Here is an 18,647-nt window from a genome sequence, read left to right on the forward strand (position 1 = left end):
GTGGCAGTAGCACCGAACCGCCTCGCCGGGAGTAAGTTATCGCACTGCCGGTGTCGTGGACTCCGATGAGCTCGCACCATTGATCAACTGCGCGGTGAATGCACCGTTGTGATGGTGAGAGCGCCAAGACGACGCGTTTAACCCCACGTCACACCCGTTTACGTGAACATTGTTTGGTCCGCCGGACGCGAGCAGGACGGGGGCGAGTCACCCTGGGGAGCCGATCGTGTCCGTTCGGGACATTTCGAATGAATATCGTTCCGAGGGGGTTTCGCAAAATGAGTGGTTATACTTCCTACGGTCTGTGGCCGTGCATTCGAACGACGTCATGCGGACCACGGAAGTGGTCGAGAGCACGCATTTCGATCTTTCGGGGTCAACACGTACCGCTACACTTTGATTACGGGAGGTGACTTGTTGTGATTAGGCAATACTTACGTACGCACACGAATCCGCCCGTGTTCGTCATCTCGGCGATCGTGGTGGTGGGGTTCGTTCTGTGGGGAGTGTTCGCGCCGGAGAACGTGTCGACGGTCGCCAGTAACGTGAATAGTTTCATCACGACGAATTTCGAGTGGCTCTACATACTGAGCGCCACGTTCTTCGTCATCTTCGTCCTGGTGCTCATGGTCAGCCGCTACGGCAGGCTGCGACTCGGGCCGGATGATTCCACGCCCGAGTACGGGACGCTGGCTTGGTTCGCGATGCTGTTCACGGCCGGCATGGGCATCGGCCTGGTCTTCTACGCGGTCAGCGAGCCGATCACCCACTTCACCGGGCCGCCGACGGGCCCGGGCAACACGCAGGCGGCGGCCCAGCAGGCGATGGACTACACGTTCTACCACTGGGGTCTGCACCCGTGGGCGATCTACATCGTGCTCGGCCTGTCGCTGGGCTACTTCGCCTTCCGCAGGGGGCTGCCGCTGCGCCCGGCCGCCGCGCTGTACCCGCTGATCGGCAACCGCATCTACGGCTGGATCGGCAACACGGTCGACGTCCTGGCGGTGTTCGGCACCCTGTTCGGGCTGGCCACCTCGTTGGGCCTCGGCGGTCAGCAGGTCGGCGCCGGGCTGGAGACCCTGTTCGGGATCGACAACACCCCGTTCCTCCAGGTCGTCCTGATCCTGGCGATCACCTCGATCGCGGTGGTCTCGGTGATGCTGGGTATCGACAAGGGCATCCGGAACCTGTCGCTGATCAACCTGTGGCTGGCCTTCGCGCTGATGCTCTTCGTGTTCTTCTTCGGCCCCACGCGGGACCTGCTGAACACGCTGGCCTCCAACGTCGGCTACTACCTGCAGACGCTGCCCGAGCTCAGTTTCCAGACCTTCCCCAACAACGGCAACGGCACCGCCCAGGACTGGCAGAGCAGCTGGACGCTGTTCTACTGGGGCTGGTGGATCGCCTGGTCGCCCTTCGTGGGGATGTTCATCGCCCGCATCTCCTACGGGCGCACCATCCGCTCGTTCATCGGCGGTGCCCTGTTCGCGCCGGTCGGTGCCTCCTTCGTGTGGCTGTCCATCTTCGGCAACTCGGCGTTGCAGCAGGTGCTGGGTGACCCGGCCAACGAGCTTCGCGACGCGGGTGCCAACACCGCGATGTACGTGTTGCTCGGCCAGCTCCCGGTCAGCGGCATCATCTCGCTGGCGGCCTCGGTGCTCGTCATCGTCGTGGTGGTGCTGTTCTTCGCCACCTCCTCGGACTCCGGGTCGCTGGTCGTCGACATCCTCACCAACGGGGGTGACCCGCACCCGAAGTGGCAGCAGCGACTGTTCTGGGCGATCACCGAGGGCGTGATCGCCGCGGTCCTGCTGGCGGCCGGTGCCGTCACCGGCTCCGACGCGCTCAGTGCGCTGCAGACCGCCTCGATCGTGGCGGGACTGCCGTTCTGCATCGTCCTGCTGGTCATGTGCATCGGTCTGGCCAAGGGGCTCGCCCAGGAGCGCCTGCCCAGCGCGCCGCAGGAGCCGAGTCCGCTGATCGACCTGCGCAGGACCACGACCCGGGTGCCGGCGTCGATCGGGACGCGTCACGACACGGACGAGGCCGAAAACACCGGGACCACCACGGACGAGACCGGGACCGACTCGGAAAGGTGATGTCAGTGCGTTCGCTTCGCTTCGGCGTGAGCTGAGCCCGCACTGCGCAGGCGTCGCACCATATCCTCTCCGTGCGGCAAACGGTGTCCCCGGCTACCGGCCGGGGACACCGTTTTCGTGGTGGGACCGAGCGTGGCCCCGCCGAACACGTGAGGTGTCACCGTTACTCCGATCCGGGAGGGCTCGCTCGTGACCGTCCTCGGTCGAACGAAATATGATCGGATGGACATTCGGCCGGAAGTGGGGCGTTGCGGTGGTCGGCAGCGCGTCGCGATCGGGCCCGTCAGGAAGGGTGGTGGCATCGCCGTCATGAACCGTGCAGTCCGCGCCCTCGCGATCCTCGCGCTCGGCTGGGGTCTCGTGCTCGCGCCTGTTCCCACGCTCGTCGGGTCACCGGTGGTCGCGGTGGCTCAGGAGCAGCACGCCCCGCCGTCCGGTGACAAGCAGCCCGGGGAGTCGGGGCTTTCCTCGAACAGTGGACAGCGTTACGTGGTCGGTGGCCTCGGTGCGGCGCTGATCGTGGTGGTGCTGGTTTCGCGCAAGTTGCGTGGCAAGTCGATGATCGGTATCAGGTGGAGGAAGCGCAGTTGAGTCCTCGCCACGGTCGAAAAGCGGCAGCGGGGTCTGCTTTGGGGGGATTTCCCCAACTTTTCCCGCGTGTGGTCTGGACCTGAAGCCGAACCTGTGGGATTTTCGCAATCGGGTCAGTGAGCGCACAGTGCCGCAGGAGGCACGCTCCGCACGCGAACCAGTGGCTCGGCCACTGTGGGCCGTAGGCCCCCAGACGTGGGCTGGCATCGGGAAGCCCCCCGACCGATGCCGGCCCACACCCTGTCGTCGGCACCGTCGTCGGCACCGGGACCCCCGCGGGTGTTCCCCCTCCGCTGTACGGTTCGGCCGAAGAGCGCGCACCGCTCGGCGCGGAGCGGTTACCGGTGAACTATTCCCACCGGGCTGACGCGGCGCGGGTCCGGCCGGATGTCGCAGAATGGGTGCACATGAGTACCGCACCCGCACAGCCGCGCGCCGACCGAAGCGCTCCGGCCGGCGTCGCCGACGATCTCGGCTTCATCGCTCGGGTGCTGGAGACCCCGGCGGTGGCCTCCGCCGGTGACCGGTGCGCTCGACTGTTCACCGCTTCGCGGTATCGCCCCGAGCCCGGTGTCCGCTGATGATCGTTTCAGTTCTCGCGTCGGGAGGCGTGGCGTGACCGTGTTGGATTCTCGTGGCCCCGATCCGCGCAACGGGTCGTCCCTCGATGATCAGGAAACCGTCGAGCGGCCGGTCGGGGCCGGGGCGGTCGCCGTCGAGGAGAACGAGCCCGGTGTTTCGGGTTCCGCCGGGCCGGAAGCCGACAACGGCAGCACCATGTCCCCCGTGGCATCCGGTGTCGAGTCCGGTCCGCGGGACCTGGCCGCGGGCCGCGGGCCAGCTTGGCTGGATGCGTGGATCGAGGCCAACGCACATCGCGTGCTGGCCTGGCGCAGGCACATCCACGCCCATCCGGAGCTGTCCCGTGCCGAGTACGAGACCACGGCGTGGCTGACCGAACAGCTCACCAGCGTGGGGCTGCGTCCCCGCACCCTGCCGGGCGGAACCGGCCTGCTCTGCGACATCGGCCCGGAAACCCACCAGCCGCGGCGTACGGTCGCGCTGCGGGCCGACATCGACGCGCTGCCGCTGGCCGAGGAGACCGGTCTCGACTTCGCCTCCACGGTGGGAGGCGCCGCGCACGCCTGCGGGCACGACGCGCACACCACGATCCTGCTGGGTGCGGCCCTGGCGCTGGCCACGGCACCGCACCTGCCCGGTCGCGTTCGGCTGATCTTCCAGCCCGCGGAGGAAACCATGCCGGGTGGGGCTCTGGACGTGCTGGCCGCCGGCGGCCTCGACGGCGTGGAACGGATCTTCGGACTGCACTGCGACCCGCGCATCCCCGTCGGTCAGGTCGGCACCAGGGCGGGGCCGCTGACTTCGGCCGCGGACCTGCTCGAACTCCGCCTGAGTTCGTCGGGAGGGCACACTTCGCGCCCGCACCTGACCGGGGACCTGGTGCACGCGCTGGGTACGGTGATCACGGGCTTGCCGACCCTGCTGTCCCGCAGGGTCGATCCGCGCAGCGGCACCGTGCTGGCCTGGGGCGCGGTGCACGCGGGTGAGGCACCGAACGCGATCCCCCAGCACGGTTTCGTGCGCGGCACGCTGCGGACGCGTGACCGTGAGACGTGGAGCGAGCTCGAACCGCTGGTGGAGGAACTCGTGCAGGGTTTGCTCGCCCCGCTGGGGGTCGGCTACGACCTGCACCACCGGCGCGGCGTGCCTCCGGTGGTCAACGATTCGCACAGCACCGAGCTGCTGCGAGCGGCGGTGGGCACGGCTCTCGGCGAGCAGGCTCGGACCGGCACGCCGCAGTCTTCCGGTGGCGAGGACTTCGGGTGGTACCTGGAGCACGTGCCGGGTTCCTTCGCCCGGCTCGGCGTGACCTCGGACGCGGGTGAGGCCAAGGACCTGCACCAGCCGAGTTTCGACCTCGACGAACGCGCTCTGCTGGTCGGCGTTCGCACGATGGTGCACGCCGCGTTGACCGCCCTGGACGACTGACCGCTCGCGGATGCGGCGGCTTTCCCGAAAACCGGCGTCCCTCGCACGGCGCGACCGACGAATCGGTGGCTCGCCGACATCAGCGGGCGTCGAAGGGAGCCGGATACCGGAAGGTGCCGCGAACCTCGGGATCGTGCCCGGTCAGCGGACATGCCTGGAAGGCGGGTTCCCATTCCGCCACCGGCGGGTGGATACCGTGCTCGGCCGCAGGCCCGAACCCGAACCTCGGGTAGTAGTTCGGGGAGCCGAGCAACACGACGATCGGCTCGTCCAAGGCGTCCGCCGCGCCTAGGACGGCACGCATCAGCGCGCTGCCGACCCCGCGCCGCTGGTGGGCCGGGAGGACCCCGATCGGCCCCAACCCGAGTGCCGCGTGATCGTCGATCCGACCTCGGCTGCACACCACGTGTCCGACCACGGTCTCTTCCACGGCGACCAGGGACAGCCGCGGTAGCCATTCGGAGGTGTCGCGCAGCTCGTCGACGAGCGGAGCTTCCCGAGGTGTGCTTTCGGGAAGCTCGGGCCGGTGGAAGGCCGCCGCGTGCACGGCGTGGACGGCTGCGGCGTCCTGCGGGAGTTCACGGCGGATCAACACCGGGCCAGTCTCGGTGTCGCCTTCTGAACTGCGCAAACGATTTTTCGCCGCGCTGACCGCCGCTCGGTTCGAGGAGTTCACCCGTTCGGGGTGAATCATCTGAGGCTGCGGCGGCCTCTTTTCGGTATGAGCTCGAATATCGCCACCTCCGCCCCGGAACGGCACACCTCCGCCGCCGAGCACTCCCGGTACCGGGCGTTGTCGCGTACCGAAGCGGCACACCTGTTCGGCCCGGACGGCCTGCGGGAAGCGCTCGCTCGTCGGGAATGGGTGGAACTCTGGCCCGGGGTGGTCGTGCCGGGCCGATGCCGGAACGAGTCGACCACCCGTGGTGCGGCGGCACTGCTGCGCGCGGGACCCGCAGCGGTGTTGTCCGGCCTGACGGCGGCTGCCCTGCACGGATGCTCGACGGGAACGGTTCCGGTCACGGAGGTCACCATTCCCTACGACCGCCAGTTGCGTTCCCGTTCGGGGTTGGCCGTGCGCCAGGCCTCGATCAGGGAATCCGAGGTGGTCGAGCTGGACGGACTCCGGGTGCACGCCCTCGACGTGGCGCTGGCCGAGCTGCTGTGCGGCGGGCCGCAGCGCAGGGCACTGGCCTGCCTGGAGCAGGCGCTGGGCAGGCTGCCCCGGGCCAGCGCCGAGCAACTGCGGGGCCTCGTCGCCGAACGGATCGATCGTCGCGTCGACCGCAGAGGGACGCGAAGGGCAACCGCACTGCTGGAACTGGCTCGCGACCCGACCGTGGAGCGGGAGTCCCTCCGGGAACCTGCTGAGCGGCTCTCATCGCCTCCGTAGTAGTCCCCGGCCGAGAGACGCCCCGCGGGAGACTAGGGGCCGAGGCTGTCGCAGGGGCGGTTGCGTAGCTCCTCGACGTAGTCGGCGGGAGCTCCGGCCGCCTCGGCGGCGTCGGCGATCACGCCGAGGTAGCGCGCGGAGGGGAGTCCGCCCTCGTAGGCGTCGAGGACGTACAGCCAGGCCAGGACGGGTCCGTCCAGGGTCTGGATCCGCATCTTGAGCTTCTTGTGGATCCCGAGCTCGGAGCCTTCCCACCGGTCGAGCTGGGGTTGGTCCTCGGGACTGACGTCGTAGAGCACGGTGAAGACCTGGGATCCGGGGGACTCGACGATCGTGGCGAGAGCGCCTTCCCAACCGAGGTTCTCACCACCGAAAGTGAGCCGCCAGTCCATGAGCCAACCGGAGCCCGCCACTGGCGAGTGCGGGGCTCGGTCCTTCATCTGGGCCGGGTCCATGTTGGACCCGTAGGCGGCGTAGAGCGGCACGGCTCACAGGATAACGACATCGCGACGCTCTGTCGGGTGGACGTGGCCGTATTTCGGAGGTGAAGCTCACCCGATTCGGTGGTGCCGCTCCCCCACAACGGCTTTGCTGCAGCGTACCGTTGACCCGTCGCCCCACAGGCCCGGTACGAGGAGGACAGCAGGAGTGACCCGTGTCGTCATCATGGGAGGTGGGCCGGCGGGATACGAGGCGGCCCTCGTCGCCGCGCAGAACGGCGCGGACGTGACACTGATCGAGTCGCAGGGTCTGGGTGGGGCGTGTGTGCTCTACGACTGCGTGCCCTCGAAGACGTTCATCGCCTCGGCCGGGGCGCGTTCGTCGCTGCGCAACAGTCAGGAACTCGGCATCCACATCAAGGGTGGCGAGGCCGAGGTGGACTCCGCGGTGGTCCACGGCCGCGTGAAGGGACTGGCGCTGGCCCAGTCGGCGGACATCCGCTCCCGGGTGCGTCGTGAGGGCGTACGGATTCTCGGCGGCCACGCACGGTTGATCAACGAACGGCAGGGACTGGCCCAGCACCACGTGCGGGCCGAGCTCCTCGACGGGGGCCAGGAGGACCTGGTCGCCGACGTCGTGCTGCTCTCCACCGGGGGAACCCCGCGCGTGCTGCCCGGAGCCGATCCCGACGGGGAACGGATCCTGACCTGGCGCCAGCTCTACGATCTCCACGAGTTGCCCGAGCACCTGGCCGTGATCGGATCCGGGGTCACCGGTGTCGAGTTCGCCTCCGCCTACGCCGAGATGGGCGTGAAGGTGACGCTGGTTTCCAGCCGGGACCGGGTGCTGCCGCACGAGGACGCCGACGCGGCCGCCGTGCTGGAGGAGGTCTTCGCCGAACGGGACACCGAGGTCGTCAAGTACGCCAGGGCGCAACGCATCGAGCGCACCGAGTCCGGAGTGTCGATCCAGCTGGCCGACGGGCGCGAGCTGGAGGCCAGCCACGCGCTGATGACGGTCGGTTCGGTGCCCAACACCTCCGACATCGGATTGGACCGTGTCGGCATCGAGACCGACCGCGGTGGTTACATCTCGGTGGACCGGGTTTCACGGACGCAGGTTCCCGGCATCTACGCGGGCGGTGACTGCACCGGCGTGATGCCGTTGGCTTCCGTCGCGGCGATGCAGGGCCGCATCGCGATGTGGCACGCGCTGGGCGAGGGCGTGAGCCCGATCAAGCTCAAGACGGTCGCGGCGAACGTCTTCACGCACCCGGAGATCGCCACGGTCGGCATCAGCCAGCAGTCGATCGAATCGGGCGAGGTCCCCGCCCGTACCGTGATGCTTCCGCTGGCGACGAACCCGCGCGCGAAGATGGAGGGACTGCGCCGGGGCTTTCTCAAGGTCTTCTGCCGCCCGGCCACGGGTGTGGTGGTCGGTGGTGTCGTCGTGGCGCCGGACGCCAGCGAGCTGATCCTGCCACTGGCGATGGCCGTGCAGAACCAGGTGACCGTGGAGGACCTGGCCAACACGTTCTCCGTGTATCCGGCTCTGTCGGGCTCGCTGACCGAGGCCGGTCGCCAGCTCATGCGTCACGACGACCTCGACTGAGGTGCGGGGGGACCGGGCACCGTGGAGACTGGGCGGCGATGCCCGAACTTCCCGCACTGATCTACGACGGTGACTGCGGGTTCTGCACGCGTAGTGCCCGGTTGACCGAGAAGTTGCCCGTCCAGGCGCGTCTCGTTCCCTGGCAGGAAGCCGACTTGGCCGAACTGCGCGTGACCGAGGACCGTGCGCGCCACGAGGTGCTCTGGGTCGATGAGACCCGCCGCGTGTTCGGCGGTGCCTCGGCCGTGGCCGAACTGCTCAAGCACTGCGGTGGCCCCTGGGAATCGGTCGGAATGATCCTGAGCGCTCCCGTGGTGCGCACGATCGCCGACTGGGTGTATCGGCGGGTTTCGGAGAACCGCCATCGCCTGCCGGGAACGACTCCCGCCTGCCAGCTTCCTCCGGAGCGGCGCCCCGGCGCGGGGGCGTGAAAAAGGGGAGGCGAGAGGTGGGCCGCATCGGCTAGCGTGTGGACGTGGCTTTCTACCAGTACTACCGCTGATTCCGGCAGCCGAGGACGGCTGATCCCGACGTCGCAGGAGCGCCCGCGACGTCTCTTCCTCCGGTGCGGGCCGTGCCCGCCCGTCGACGCTCCGTCCCGGAGCGAGGTTTCCCGAATCAGGAGTAGTGCCTCATGGCCGAGAAAGCTTGTCCCGAACCCGCGCACATCGCCTTCATGGCCGCGCCCGCGCACGGACACGTCAATCCCGGGCTCGGACTGGTCACCGAGCTCGTCGAGCGTGGTCACCGGGTCACCTACGCGATCAGCGACGAGTTCGCCCCGCAGGTCGCCACCGCCGGAGCGGCACCGGTGGTCTACGAGTCGACGCTGCCCTCGGAGAACGATCCGGAAGAGCAGTGGCCCGAGGACGCGGTAACGGGAACGAACATGTTCCTGGACGAGCTGGTCGCCGTCCTGCCGCAGATCGAGGACGCCTACGACGGCGACCGGCCGGACCTGATCGTCCACGACATCGCCGGCTGGCAGGCACCGATCCTCGCCGCGAAGTGGGGCGTGCCGTGCGTGCAGCTGTCCCCGACCCACGTCGCCTTCGAAGGAATCGAGGACGATCCCCACTGGGCCGAGGTCCAGCAGGATCCGCGGATGGCGGAGTTCCACGCCCGCTTCGACGAGTTCCTGGGCAACCAGGGCGTGGAAATGACGGCCACGGACGTCATGACTCCGCGACGCTGCATCGTGACGATCCCGCGCTCGTTCCAGCACCGGGGTGATGCCGTCGCCGACTCCTACACCTTCGTGGGGCCGCTGCTGAGCGAACGGTCTTCCCAGGGGGACTGGCAGGCACCGGACGACCGGCCGGTGCTGCTGATCTCGCTGGGTTCGGCCTACACCGACCAGCTCGACTTCTACCGCGAGTGCGTGCGCGCCTACGCCGATCTCGACTGGCACGTGGTGCTGTCGGTGGGCAGGTTCGTCGACCCGGCCGATCTCGGTGAGCTGCCCGCGAACTTCGAGGTGCGCCAGTGGGTGCCGCAGCTGCGAATACTGTCGCGGGCCGACGCTTTCATCACGCACGCGGGCATGGGCGGCACGATGGAGGCCCTGTACCACGGTGTACCGCTGATCGCCGTTCCCCAGGCCACCGACCAGTTCATCAACGCGCCCCGGATCGCCGAACTCGGACTCGGCCGGCACGTTCCCCGGGAGGAAGTGACCGCCGAAGGACTGCGCGAAGCACTGCTGAGCGTGTGCTCCGACGAGGACGTCCGGGCGCGCCTGGACGAGATGCGGCGCGAGATCCACGAGTCGGGCGGTCTCGGCCGGGCGGTCGAGATCCTCGAGGAGCACTTGTGACCGGACGGCTTCGAGCGGCGAAAAATCGGTGTCGCGAACCCGGGACCGTGCGCAGACTGACCACATGGATCAGCCGGCCGAACAACTGAACCACGACGGTGTTGGACTACGTCGTTGGCGTGCCGACGATGCGGACGAGGTGCTTCGCGCGATCGCGGAGTCACGGGAGCACCTCGCACCGTGGATGCCGTGGGCGTCCGGGGATTACGACCGCGATTCCGCCGTCCAGTACCTGACGCGGTGCGAATCCGACTGGCGGAACGGGGACGCGTTCAACTACGCGATCCTGTCCGAGGAAGGCGGGATCGTCGGTTGTTGCTGCTTGATGGCGCGGATAGGTCCGGGCGGGCTGGAGATCGGTTACTGGCTGCATCACGCCCACACCGGCCGGGGCATCGCCACCCGTGCGGCTGCCGCCCTGACCGACGAGGCGTTCCGGATCGGCGCTCAGCGGGTGGAGATCGTGCACGACACGGCCAACGTCCGCAGTCGTGCGGTACCGGAGCGGCTCGGCTTCACCGAGGTCGAGCGCCGGGCTCCGGAGGAATCGACGAGCTCCGCCCAGGACGGAGTGGAGCTCGTCTGGCGCCGGGTGGCGACCGCCTGCGCGGGGGAGAGGTAACACCACACCGTCCGGGATCGATTCACATGCAGTGATCACCCAAGAACACGAAGACACTCAAGAGGGCGCGGGCAGTGCTCCGGCGAGACCGGAGGACAACGACGGCTACGTTCTCGCCTCGGTAGTGCTGGCGTTCATCGGGGTCGTGAGCGGACTGGTGCCTTTCACCGAACAGGTGAGCTTCGCGTGCGGGGCGGTGGCGGCCCTGTGCGGTGCTTTCGGCTACATCCGTACGACGAGCGCGGTGGCGCTGGCCGGAATGGTGCTGGGGCTGGTCGCGGTGGTGGTCGGCGCCGTGGGGGCCGACTCGGCCGACGTCGTCGATCGCGAGTTCAACCATCGGATCGAGCGGACGAACGCGCCGTGCCGGCCCGGTGCCGGGTACAGCTGCGAGTGACCCGACGTGGTGGTGCCCGACCGGCTTCAACCGGTGGTCGCGCCCCGTCGTGCACGGTGCCGCCAGTGGGGCCGCGAGCGGGTACTGGCTAGCATGTCGGGGTCGAGTTTCGTCCGGGTGAAGTGCCCCGGCGGTAAGACGGCGAAGCGAGCGGGAGAGCGATGGGGCCCGACGAGCAGATCCGGCAGGCCATGTCCCACCTCGAGGGGCTGGAGACGGTTCCGGCCGAGGCCGTGCAGGCGGTGGATGCCCTCGTGCATCGGATCCGGCAGCGCCTCGTGCTCACCGAGGAGACGGCGCAGGAGTGGCGGGACGTGGCCGAGGCCGCTCAGGTGTTGGACAAGTCGAGTGCTTCCGGGGTGGTTTCCCTGGTGCGGACGGTGAAGTCCGCGCCGACCGCGCCGCTGCCTCCGCGGGGGTGGTTGAGCTTGGACTTGGCCGTGCTCGACCTCGCCAAGGCGATCAACGCCGGTTCGACGGTCGCCGCCACGTCCTGACCGGTACGCGGTACCCCGGCCTGCTGTGCATGCCGGGGTACGCGGTTGCTTCCGGCCTCGTTCCACCCAGTCGAACGACTGGGTTCTTGGGAGCCCGAAGGTACTTAGGGAACCCAGTCGAAGGTCTTGGTGACGGCCTTCTTCCAGCTGCTGTACTCGCTGGCGCGCCGGTCCTCGGGCATCAGCGGGTCCCACTGCTTGTCCTGGGCCCAGTTAGCCCTGATGTCGTGCTCCCCGGCCCAGAAGCCGGTGGCGAGACCGGCCGCGTAGGCCGCACCCAGCGCGGTGGTCTCGTTGACCACCGGGCGAATCACGGGAACCCCGAGGATGTCGGCCTGGAACTGCATGAGCAGCTCGTTCATCACCATGCCGCCGTCGGCCTTCAGCGACTTCAGCTCCACGCCCGAGTCGGCGTTCATCGCGTCGATGACCTCGCGGGTCTGGAACGCGGTCGCCTCCAGCACGGCCCGGGCCAGGTGCCCGCGGTCGACGAATCGGGTCAGGCCGACGATCGCCCCGCGCGCGTCGGAACGCCAGTGCGGTGCGAACAGACCGGAGAACGCGGGGACGAAGTAGGCGCCGCCGTTGTCCTCCACCGATGCGGCGAGCTGTTCGATCTCGGGTGAACTGCCGATCATCCCGAGGTTGTCGCGCACCCACTGCACCAGGGATCCGGTCACCGCGATGGACCCCTCCAGGCAGTAGACGGCGTCCTGGTCCCCGATCTTGTAACCGACCGTGGTGAGCAGTCCGTTCTCGCTGAGCACCGGCTCGTTGCCGGTGTTGAGCAGCAGGAAGTTGCCGGTGCCGTAGGTGTTCTTGGCCTCTCCCGGCATCAGACAGGCCTGACCGAAGGTCGCCGCCTGCTGGTCGCCCAGGATGCCCGCGATCGGCAGTCCGCCGAAGACACCGCGTTCGCGGAAGTAGCCGTAGACCTCCGAGGAGGAGCGGATCTCGGGAAGCAGGGACATCGGGATGCCGAGCTCGGCGCAGATGTCGGCGTCCCAGGCCAGCGTCTCCAGATCCATCAGCAGGGTGCGGGAGGCGTTGGTGGGGTCGGTGACGTGCAGGCCGCCCTCGGTGCCCCCGGTGGAGTTCCACAGCACCCAGGTGTCCATGTTGCCGAACATCAGCTCACCGCGCTCGGCGCGTTCGCGGACGCCGTCCACGTTGTCCAGGATCCAGCGGATCTTGGTGCCGGAGAAGTACGGCGACAGCGTCAGGCCCGTCTTGGAGTGGTAGCGGCTCTTGCCGCCGCCGAGCGCGGCGAGTTCCTCCACGATGCCGTCGGTGCGGGTGTCCTGCCACACGATCGCGTTGTAGACCGGCTTACCGGTGGTCCTGTCCCAGATCACCGTTGTCTCGCGCTGGTTGGTGATCCCGACGGCTGCGATCTCGGACAGCACCAGGTCCGCCTTGGCCAGCGCGCCCGCGCAGACCTGTCGGACGTTGCTCCAGACTTCCTCCGGGTCGTGCTCGACCCAGCCGGCGCGCGGCATGATCTGACGGTGTTCGAGCTGATCGACGGACACGACCTGTCCGGCATGGTCGAAGATCATGCAGCGGCTGGAGGTGGTGCCCTGGTCGATGGCTGCGATGTAGGAGGCCATTGCTTGCCTTTCCGTGACTGGGGGATCGGTGCGGATCAGGTTGCGGGAAGGATCGAGGCGAGCCCTCCGGCGAGTACTCCGCCCAGAATCGGTCCGAGGATGGGTACCCACGAGTAACCCCAGTCCGCGCCGCCCTTGCCGCGGATGGGCAGCAGCGCGTAGGCGATGCGCGGTCCGAGGTCACGGGCGGGGTTGATCGCGTAACCGGTGGGTCCTCCCAGGGAGTTGCCGATCGAGATGACGATGAAGGCGACGCCGGCGTAGCCGAGCGCGGAGTTGCCGAAGTCGGTGATACCGGCGGCGCCGCTTTCGAGGCCGGGCGTGAGGATGATCCAGAGCACCAGGACGAAGGTGCCGATGACCTCGGTGACGAGGTTCCACGGCTTGTTCGGCACGGTCGGGGCGGTGGCGAAGATGCCCAGCGTGTTGCCCGGATCGTCGTGGGTGTCGAACTGCAGTTTGTAGGCCGCCCAGCACAGCACGGCACCGAGTGTGCCACCGATCAGCTGGGCGAGCAGGTAGATCGGCACCTGGCCCCAGTCGAGCTGGCCGTTGACGGCGAGCCCGAAGGTGACGGCGGGGTTGATGTGCGCTCCGGTGGGGGACGCGACGCTGGCTCCGGCGAAGACGGCGAAGCCCCAACCGAAGTTGACCAGCAACCATCCCCCGTCGTGACCGAGCGTCCGACGCAGGGTCACGTTCGCGACCACGCCGCAGCCGAGCAGGGTCAGCGTGGCGGTCCCCATGATCTCCCAGATCATGATCTCGGCGGCGCTCATGCTCGGCTCCTCTTGGATGCCTCACGCGCTGGGGTCCGCCTTGTGGAACAGAGGTGCATCGTCGCACCACCTCCTTGTCTTGACAGTGCTCGGGCGAGGGGCTTAGCCCGAAGAGTGAAGTCACGGTAGTAGTGTGAAAACAAACATTGCAATACCCGTGTCATGATGTTTTTATCGAGATCAGTGATTGGGTGCGGAAGCTCGGCGTAGTTCGAAGCTGTTGATCGTCAGGCGGCGCCGCGGACCCCGGACCGGGCGTTGGAGGATGGATCCCGTCGATGGAAGAGCGTGGTGCGAGGGGAACTCAGATGACGACGACGCCGGGCAGGCGCCCGTCAGGTCGGCAGCAGGACCGCAGGCGCAGGATCACCGAGCTGGTCATGGCCGAGGGCAACATGCGCATCGACGATCTGGTCTCGACGGTGGGTACCAGCGCCATGACCGTGTACCGGGACCTGGCCGACCTGGAGTCGCAGGGATTGGTGCACCGCAACCGCGGGTACGTCTCGGCTGCCTCCTCCCTGCTGTACGAGGCGGCTTCCGAGTACCGGTTGCAGCAGAACGCGGCGGAGAAGGAGCAGGTGGCCCGTGCGGCGGCCGCTCTCGTCGAACCGGGGCAGGCTCTGATGCTCGACGACTCCACCACGGGGGTGTATCTGGCCCGGATGCTGCCCGAGAGCATTCCGCTGACGGTGGTGACCAACTATCGCGGCGTGTTCGGGGAGTTGGTCGCTCAGCAGGGGATTCATCTGATCTCCGTCGGCGGTGACTACCTGCCGTGGGCCGATGCTTTCGTGGGCGGGATGGCACTGGAAGCGCTGCGCGGGATGCGGGTCGACCTGGCGATCATGTCGGTCTCGGCCGTGACCGACGGGGTGTGCTTCTACCCGCAGCAGGAGATGGTGCAGCTCAAGAAGGCCATGCTGGCTTCGGCCAGCCGCAAGGTGCTCTACGTCGATCACACGAAGTTCAGCAGGCGTGCGCTGCACGCGGTGGCTCCCGCCGAGGACTTCGACGTCGTGATCGTCGACGACCGGACACCGTCGTCGGAGATCGAGCTCCTGCGCGAACGCGGAGCCACCGTTGAACAGGCCGGTGGCGACGGGCGGTGACGTGGCACGCGCGAATCGTGCGTGTCGGGCATGATGACCACCGACAGTGCTAGGCGGTACCAGCCGGTGGTGGCGAGACGAGCGAGGAGGACGCTGTGTCCAACAACAGAGCCGATACCGCCAGGGTCGAGGGCAGGATCGGACCGCAGGACCACGCCGAGAGCTGGCACCGGCTGGGCTCCGAGGAGTTCGACGTCGTGGTGATCGGCGGCGGGGTGACCGGTGCGGGAGCCGCGCTGGACGCGGCCACGCGCGGCCTGAAGGTCGCGCTCGTGGAGGCCAGGGATCTGGCGGCCGGGACCTCCAGCCGTTCCAGCAAGCTGTTCCACGGTGGACTGCGCTACCTGGAGAAGCTGGAGTTCTCCCTGGTGCGCGAGGCGTTGCACGAGCGGGAGCTGATGCTGACCCGGCTCGCCCCGCACCTGGTCAAGCCGGTCAGTTTTCTCTACCCGCTGACCCGTCGAGTGTGGGAGCGCCCGTACACGGCCGCGGGGCTGTTGCTCTACGACACGATGGGCGGCGCGCGCTCCGTTCCCGGGCAGAAGCACCTGACCCGGGCGGGGGCGCAACGCATGGTTCCCGCGCTCAAGCGCGACGCGATGGTCGGTGGGATCCGCTACTACGACGCTCAGGCCGACGACGCGCGGCACACCATGACGGTGGCTCGCACCGCCTCCCGCTACGGTGCCGTCGTCCGCACCTCCACGCAGGTGGTCGAGTTTCTCCACGACGCCGACCGGATCGCCGGTGTCCGGGTCCGCGACGCCGAGGACGGCAGCGAGACGGAGGTGCGGGCGCAGGCCGTGATCAACGCGACCGGCGTGTGGACCGACGAGTTGCAGCGGCTGTCCGGTGGCCGGGGCAGGTTCCGGGTGCGGGCGAGCAAGGGGGTGCACATCGTGGTGCCCCGGGACCGCATCGTCGCCGAGACCGGCATGATCCTGCGTACCGAGAAGTCCGTGCTGTTCGTGGTTCCGTGGGACAACCACTGGATCATCGGCACCACCGACACCGACTGGAACCTGGATCTGGCGCACCCGTCCGCCACGCGCGCCGACATCGACTACGTGCTCGAGCACGTCAACTCGGTGCTGGCCACACCGCTGACCCAGGACGACATCGAGGGCGTCTACGCCGGGTTGCGCCCCCTGCTGGCCGGTGAGAGCGACGAGAGCTCGAAGCTCTCGCGGGAGCACGCGGTGGCGCGGGTGGCGCCCGGCCTGGTCGCCATCGCCGGGGGCAAGTACACGACCTACCGGGTCATGGCCGCCGACGCGGTCGACGCGGTCGCCGGTGACGTCTCCGGCCGCATCGCGTCGTCGATCACCGACAGGGTGCCGCTGCTCGGGGCCGACGGGTACCACGCGCTGGTCAACCAGGCCGACCAGCTCGCGTCCGAGTACGGGTTGCACCCGTACCGCATTCGGCACCTGCTGGACCGCTACGGGGCGATGACCCCCGACGTGCTGGCGCTGGCCGACGAGCGCCCCGAGCTGCTCAAGGCCGTGCCCGAGGCGGCGGAATACCTGCAGGTCGAGGTGGTCTACGCCGTCAGCCACGAGGGCGCTCTCCACCTGGAGGACGTGCTCACGCGGCGTACTCGGATTTCCATCGAGTACCCGCATCGGGGTGTGGACAGCGCCGAGCCGGTGGCCCGGCTCATGGCGGAGCAGCTGGGCTGGGACGAGCAGCGCATCGCTCACGAGGTGGAGGTCTACCAGGCCCGCGTCGAGGCGGAACGGGACTCGCAGATCCAGCCCGATGACCAGGCCGCCGACGAGCGGCGGGCGGCGGCCCCCGAGGTGCGCCGGGAGATCAGCGAGCCGGTGAGCTGACGGGGTTCACGGTTCGATCCGCGTCGCGGTGTGGGTGGGGCCAGAGCTGGGCCCGTCCGTGCCGGGGGTTTGTGCGATTTTCCCTAAACTTGTGCCACAACTTTAGGGAAAATCGCACCACCGCGTACCTGTGGAAGGACGGGTGCTCCTCGATCAGGTGAGGGTGACTTCGGTGAGGAGTTCCTCGACGTGCCCGATCAGGCGCTTGGAGTCGACCGGCGCGATGGTGCTCCACGGATCCCCGGAAGGGGAGTTCCGGCGTAGTTGCACGTAGCGACCGTGCGGGGAGTCGAAGAACCCGATGACGTGCGCGGCGCGGACCCGGCGACCGAGCCGGTCCCGCGCCGCCGCGCCGAACTGTCCCCGGTTTCCCGCTTCCGCGGCCATCCGCGTGAGCGTCCCGGCGTCGTCGGCGCGGACTCCGTAGCGCCGTAGTGCCATGCGCAGTGTTTCGATGTCGTAGCTCGTTTCCGCGGCGGCGTCGAGGTCGACGCTGCGCAGCGTCACCGACCTGCCCGGCCCCGGACGGAGGGCGGGGAGTTGGTGAACGGCCTCCCGCGCCAGTCCGGTGGCCGCCGCCTGTCGCAGTGTCAGCGTGTCGCCGTCCTTGACCACCAGCACCGCCTGCTCGGACTCACCCGGCTCGGCGCCCGCCGCGAGCAGTCGGACGCTGCGGCCGAACCACATCCGCCCGTCGACCTCGCGCCGTGGCCGCACGAGCAGGCGCAGCATTCGTTCCAGTTCCGGATCCAGCCGGTTCGGTCGTCCCAGGCCGCGTGCTGACAGCGACTCCCATGCCGAGTCGACCAGCTCGGCCCGTTCGGTGTGGGTGCGTCCCGGGGACGGGACCTTCAGCACCAGCGGAACCGCCTCGATGCCCAGGTACTCGGCCAGCACGTCGAATTCGAGAGCGGACAGCGCGACCGGCCGTGCCCGGTCGGCCTCGTCGATCACCGTCATGGTCAAGGCTCACCGATCACGGGACGGGTCAGCGTGCGCGGCTCGTCGAAGAATCCGCCCTGCTCACCGATCTCCTCGGTGACGGCGGGCTCGATTCGTTCGGCGTGCTCGTCGTCTTCGGCACGGTCGTGGCGGCGCGCGGACCGGCCTCCCGAGGAGCCTGCCCGGGAAGTGTCCGGGGATGTCGCCGCTCGCCCGGAGCGTTCCCCGCCCGCCGTGGCCGAGCCGCTCCGGGCGGTGTTCCCGGGACCGGCCGGGTGCGCCGCGGTACCGCCCCAGGTGATGGTGACGTGCTGCTGCCCGGGTGAACCGGTTGCCGGGGTGCCGGCCGGAGCGTCGACGACGAGCTTCGGCGGTGGTGAGAACGAGGCCAGCGAGGTCGTGTTGGCCTCGGAGGAGGCCTGGTAGGTCCGCATCACCTCGAACGCGCGCTCCTCGGCGGCGTTCTGGCGGGCCTCCTGCTGCTCGTAGTCGGTCTGTCCACCGAACAGGTGCACCAACAGGGAGGTGGCCGTGCTCGGCTCCTCCGAAGTCACCGGTATCGGTGGAGGCATGTCCGCGCGGGCCTTGGCGATGAAATCCGCCTGCTGCTCGGTGCGTTCACGCATCCGCTGCGCCGAGTCGCGGGCCTGCTGCGCCCACTCGCCGAGCGGGTGCAGGCTGTCGCGAGCACTTTCCGCCGCCGTTCCCCGCCAGCCCGCCAGCGCGGTGGACAGCGCGGTGGCCAGATCGGTGTCGACCTGCCCGAGCGCTCGACTCAGCTCGGCCCATCGCTGTACGGATGCGCCGGAAGCCTGCGGACCCGGACCGTCGTGGATCTGGGCGAACAGTTCGGAATGGGAGTAACCCTGCCACCGGTGGTCGCTCATCCGGT

General features: G+C 68.6%; 19 protein-coding genes. 13 read left to right on the forward strand and 6 right to left on the reverse strand.

Annotation, left to right across the window (positions count from 1 at the left end; all coding sequences use genetic code 11):
- The first annotated feature begins 458 nt into the window (after window positions 1–458).
- From FHX42_RS20530 to FHX42_RS20545, 4 genes are all read left to right on the forward strand, one after another.
- Window positions 459–2,099: a BCCT family transporter gene (locus FHX42_RS20530; RefSeq protein ID WP_328796510.1), complete on the forward strand. Its 1,641-nt coding sequence runs from the start codon at window positions 459–461 to the stop codon at window positions 2,097–2,099.
- Window positions 2,100–2,408: 309 nt separating this feature from the next.
- Window positions 2,409–2,690: a hypothetical protein gene (locus FHX42_RS20535; protein WP_182546046.1), complete on the forward strand. Its 282-nt coding sequence runs from the start codon at window positions 2,409–2,411 to the stop codon at window positions 2,688–2,690.
- A 407-nt stretch (window positions 2,691–3,097) separates the two neighbouring features.
- On the forward strand, window positions 3,098–3,271 hold the full coding sequence (locus tag FHX42_RS20540) for a hypothetical protein (protein ID WP_182546047.1): 174 nt from the start codon (window positions 3,098–3,100) through the stop codon (window positions 3,269–3,271).
- Window positions 3,272–3,467: 196 nt separating this feature from the next.
- A complete protein-coding gene (locus FHX42_RS20545; RefSeq protein ID WP_182546151.1) occupies window positions 3,468–4,700 on the forward strand; it encodes an amidohydrolase in 1,233 nt (410 codons plus the stop codon).
- A gap of 79 nt (window positions 4,701–4,779) precedes the next feature.
- Here the strand turns inward: FHX42_RS20545 and FHX42_RS20550 are convergent, their stop codons facing one another.
- Window positions 4,780–5,295, reverse strand: coding sequence for a GNAT family N-acetyltransferase (locus FHX42_RS20550; RefSeq protein ID WP_182546048.1), 516 nt, complete (start codon window positions 5,293–5,295; stop codon window positions 4,780–4,782).
- Between the two features lie 126 nt (window positions 5,296–5,421).
- Here FHX42_RS20550 and FHX42_RS20555 point away from each other — a divergent pair, with 126 nt between their 5' ends.
- Complete coding sequence (locus FHX42_RS20555; RefSeq protein ID WP_182546049.1) at window positions 5,422–6,093, forward strand: hypothetical protein; 672 nt, start codon at window positions 5,422–5,424, stop codon at window positions 6,091–6,093.
- A gap of 32 nt (window positions 6,094–6,125) precedes the next feature.
- On the opposite strand, the gene FHX42_RS20560 is transcribed toward FHX42_RS20555, so the two are convergent.
- The gene (locus tag FHX42_RS20560; protein WP_182546050.1) at window positions 6,126–6,578 is read right to left on the reverse strand and encodes a gamma-glutamylcyclotransferase; all 453 of its coding nucleotides are present in this window, start codon (window positions 6,576–6,578) and stop codon (window positions 6,126–6,128) included.
- A 163-nt stretch (window positions 6,579–6,741) separates the two neighbouring features.
- Between FHX42_RS20560 and FHX42_RS20565 the strand changes: the two genes are divergently transcribed.
- The 6 genes from FHX42_RS20565 (at window position 6,742) to FHX42_RS20590 (ending at window position 11,477) form a co-directional block, all read left to right on the forward strand.
- On the forward strand, window positions 6,742–8,145 hold the full coding sequence (locus FHX42_RS20565) for an NAD(P)H-quinone dehydrogenase (RefSeq protein ID WP_182546051.1): 1,404 nt from the start codon (window positions 6,742–6,744) through the stop codon (window positions 8,143–8,145).
- A 38-nt stretch (window positions 8,146–8,183) separates the two neighbouring features.
- Entirely contained in the window at window positions 8,184–8,576 is a 393-nt protein-coding gene (locus tag FHX42_RS20570) for a thiol-disulfide oxidoreductase DCC family protein (protein ID WP_182546052.1), read from the forward strand.
- Between the two features lie 203 nt (window positions 8,577–8,779).
- Window positions 8,780–9,961, forward strand: coding sequence for a macrolide family glycosyltransferase (locus FHX42_RS20575; protein WP_182546053.1), 1,182 nt, complete (start codon window positions 8,780–8,782; stop codon window positions 9,959–9,961).
- A 64-nt stretch (window positions 9,962–10,025) separates the two neighbouring features.
- Window positions 10,026–10,583, forward strand: a complete 558-nt coding sequence (locus FHX42_RS20580; RefSeq protein ID WP_182546054.1) for a GNAT family N-acetyltransferase — start codon at window positions 10,026–10,028, stop codon at window positions 10,581–10,583.
- 31 nt (window positions 10,584–10,614) lie between these two features.
- The gene (locus FHX42_RS20585) at window positions 10,615–10,980 is read left to right on the forward strand and encodes a hypothetical protein (RefSeq protein WP_182546055.1); all 366 of its coding nucleotides are present in this window, start codon (window positions 10,615–10,617) and stop codon (window positions 10,978–10,980) included.
- Window positions 10,981–11,141: 161 nt separating this feature from the next.
- Window positions 11,142–11,477, forward strand: coding sequence for a hypothetical protein (locus FHX42_RS20590; RefSeq protein WP_182546056.1), 336 nt, complete (start codon window positions 11,142–11,144; stop codon window positions 11,475–11,477).
- A 104-nt stretch (window positions 11,478–11,581) separates the two neighbouring features.
- On the opposite strand, the gene glpK is transcribed toward FHX42_RS20590, so the two are convergent.
- Together glpK and FHX42_RS20600 are read right to left on the reverse strand one after the other, a co-directional pair.
- Entirely contained in the window at window positions 11,582–13,087 is a 1,506-nt protein-coding gene (gene glpK / locus FHX42_RS20595; protein WP_182546057.1) for a glycerol kinase GlpK, read from the reverse strand.
- A 35-nt stretch (window positions 13,088–13,122) separates the two neighbouring features.
- Window positions 13,123–13,866 carry an MIP/aquaporin family protein gene (locus FHX42_RS20600; protein ID WP_182546058.1) on the reverse strand — a complete coding sequence of 248 codons (744 nt, stop codon included), beginning with the start codon at window positions 13,864–13,866 and terminating at the stop codon, window positions 13,123–13,125.
- Window positions 13,867–14,174: 308 nt separating this feature from the next.
- Here FHX42_RS20600 and FHX42_RS20605 point away from each other — a divergent pair, with 308 nt between their 5' ends.
- Both FHX42_RS20605 and glpD read left to right on the forward strand, forming a co-directional pair.
- Window positions 14,175–14,978 (forward strand): DeoR/GlpR family DNA-binding transcription regulator, encoded by an 804-nt coding sequence (locus FHX42_RS20605; RefSeq protein ID WP_182546059.1) that lies wholly within the window; start codon window positions 14,175–14,177, stop codon window positions 14,976–14,978.
- A gap of 137 nt (window positions 14,979–15,115) precedes the next feature.
- Window positions 15,116–16,813, forward strand: a complete 1,698-nt coding sequence (gene glpD / locus FHX42_RS20610; RefSeq protein WP_328796541.1) for a glycerol-3-phosphate dehydrogenase — start codon at window positions 15,116–15,118, stop codon at window positions 16,811–16,813.
- A 153-nt stretch (window positions 16,814–16,966) separates the two neighbouring features.
- Here glpD and FHX42_RS20615 read toward each other — a convergent pair whose 3' ends face one another.
- Window positions 16,967–17,773: an ESX secretion-associated protein EspG gene (locus tag FHX42_RS20615; RefSeq protein ID WP_182546061.1), complete on the reverse strand. Its 807-nt coding sequence runs from the start codon at window positions 17,771–17,773 to the stop codon at window positions 16,967–16,969.
- A gap of 2 nt (window positions 17,774–17,775) precedes the next feature.
- Window positions 17,776–18,642 (reverse strand): PPE domain-containing protein, encoded by an 867-nt coding sequence (locus FHX42_RS20620; protein ID WP_182546062.1) that lies wholly within the window; start codon window positions 18,640–18,642, stop codon window positions 17,776–17,778.
- Between the last annotated feature and the right edge of the window lie 5 nt (window positions 18,643–18,647).

It is taken from the genome of Halosaccharopolyspora lacisalsi (genome assembly GCF_014137975.1).
GTDB lineage: Bacteria > Actinomycetota > Actinomycetes > Mycobacteriales > Pseudonocardiaceae > Halosaccharopolyspora > Halosaccharopolyspora lacisalsi.

Excerpts from the sequence above, each read along its gene's own strand:
- FHX42_RS20555 (WP_182546049.1), top strand. The coding sequence starts at position 5,422 with ATGAGCTCGAATATCGCCACCTCCGCCCCGGAACGGCACACCTCCGCC.
- FHX42_RS20570 (WP_182546052.1), top strand. The coding sequence starts at position 8,184 with ATGCCCGAACTTCCCGCACTGATCTACGACGGTGACTGCGGGTTCTGC.
- glpK (WP_182546057.1), bottom strand. The coding sequence starts at position 13,087 with ATGGCCTCCTACATCGCAGCCATCGACCAGGGCACCACCTCCAGCCGC.
- FHX42_RS20580 (WP_182546054.1), top strand. The coding sequence starts at position 10,026 with ATGGATCAGCCGGCCGAACAACTGAACCACGACGGTGTTGGACTACGT.
- FHX42_RS20575 (WP_182546053.1), top strand. The coding sequence starts at position 8,780 with ATGGCCGAGAAAGCTTGTCCCGAACCCGCGCACATCGCCTTCATGGCC.
- FHX42_RS20600 (WP_182546058.1), bottom strand. The coding sequence starts at position 13,866 with ATGAGCGCCGCCGAGATCATGATCTGGGAGATCATGGGGACCGCCACG.
- FHX42_RS20545 (WP_182546151.1), top strand. The coding sequence starts at position 3,468 with ATGTCCCCCGTGGCATCCGGTGTCGAGTCCGGTCCGCGGGACCTGGCC.
- FHX42_RS20605 (WP_182546059.1), top strand. The coding sequence starts at position 14,175 with ATGACGACGACGCCGGGCAGGCGCCCGTCAGGTCGGCAGCAGGACCGC.
- FHX42_RS20535 (WP_182546046.1), top strand. The coding sequence starts at position 2,409 with ATGAACCGTGCAGTCCGCGCCCTCGCGATCCTCGCGCTCGGCTGGGGT.
- FHX42_RS20590 (WP_182546056.1), top strand. The coding sequence starts at position 11,142 with ATGGGGCCCGACGAGCAGATCCGGCAGGCCATGTCCCACCTCGAGGGG.
- FHX42_RS20620 (WP_182546062.1), bottom strand. The coding sequence starts at position 18,642 with ATGAGCGACCACCGGTGGCAGGGTTACTCCCATTCCGAACTGTTCGCC.
- FHX42_RS20615 (WP_182546061.1), bottom strand. The coding sequence starts at position 17,773 with ATGACGGTGATCGACGAGGCCGACCGGGCACGGCCGGTCGCGCTGTCC.
- FHX42_RS20540 (WP_182546047.1), top strand. The coding sequence starts at position 3,098 with ATGAGTACCGCACCCGCACAGCCGCGCGCCGACCGAAGCGCTCCGGCC.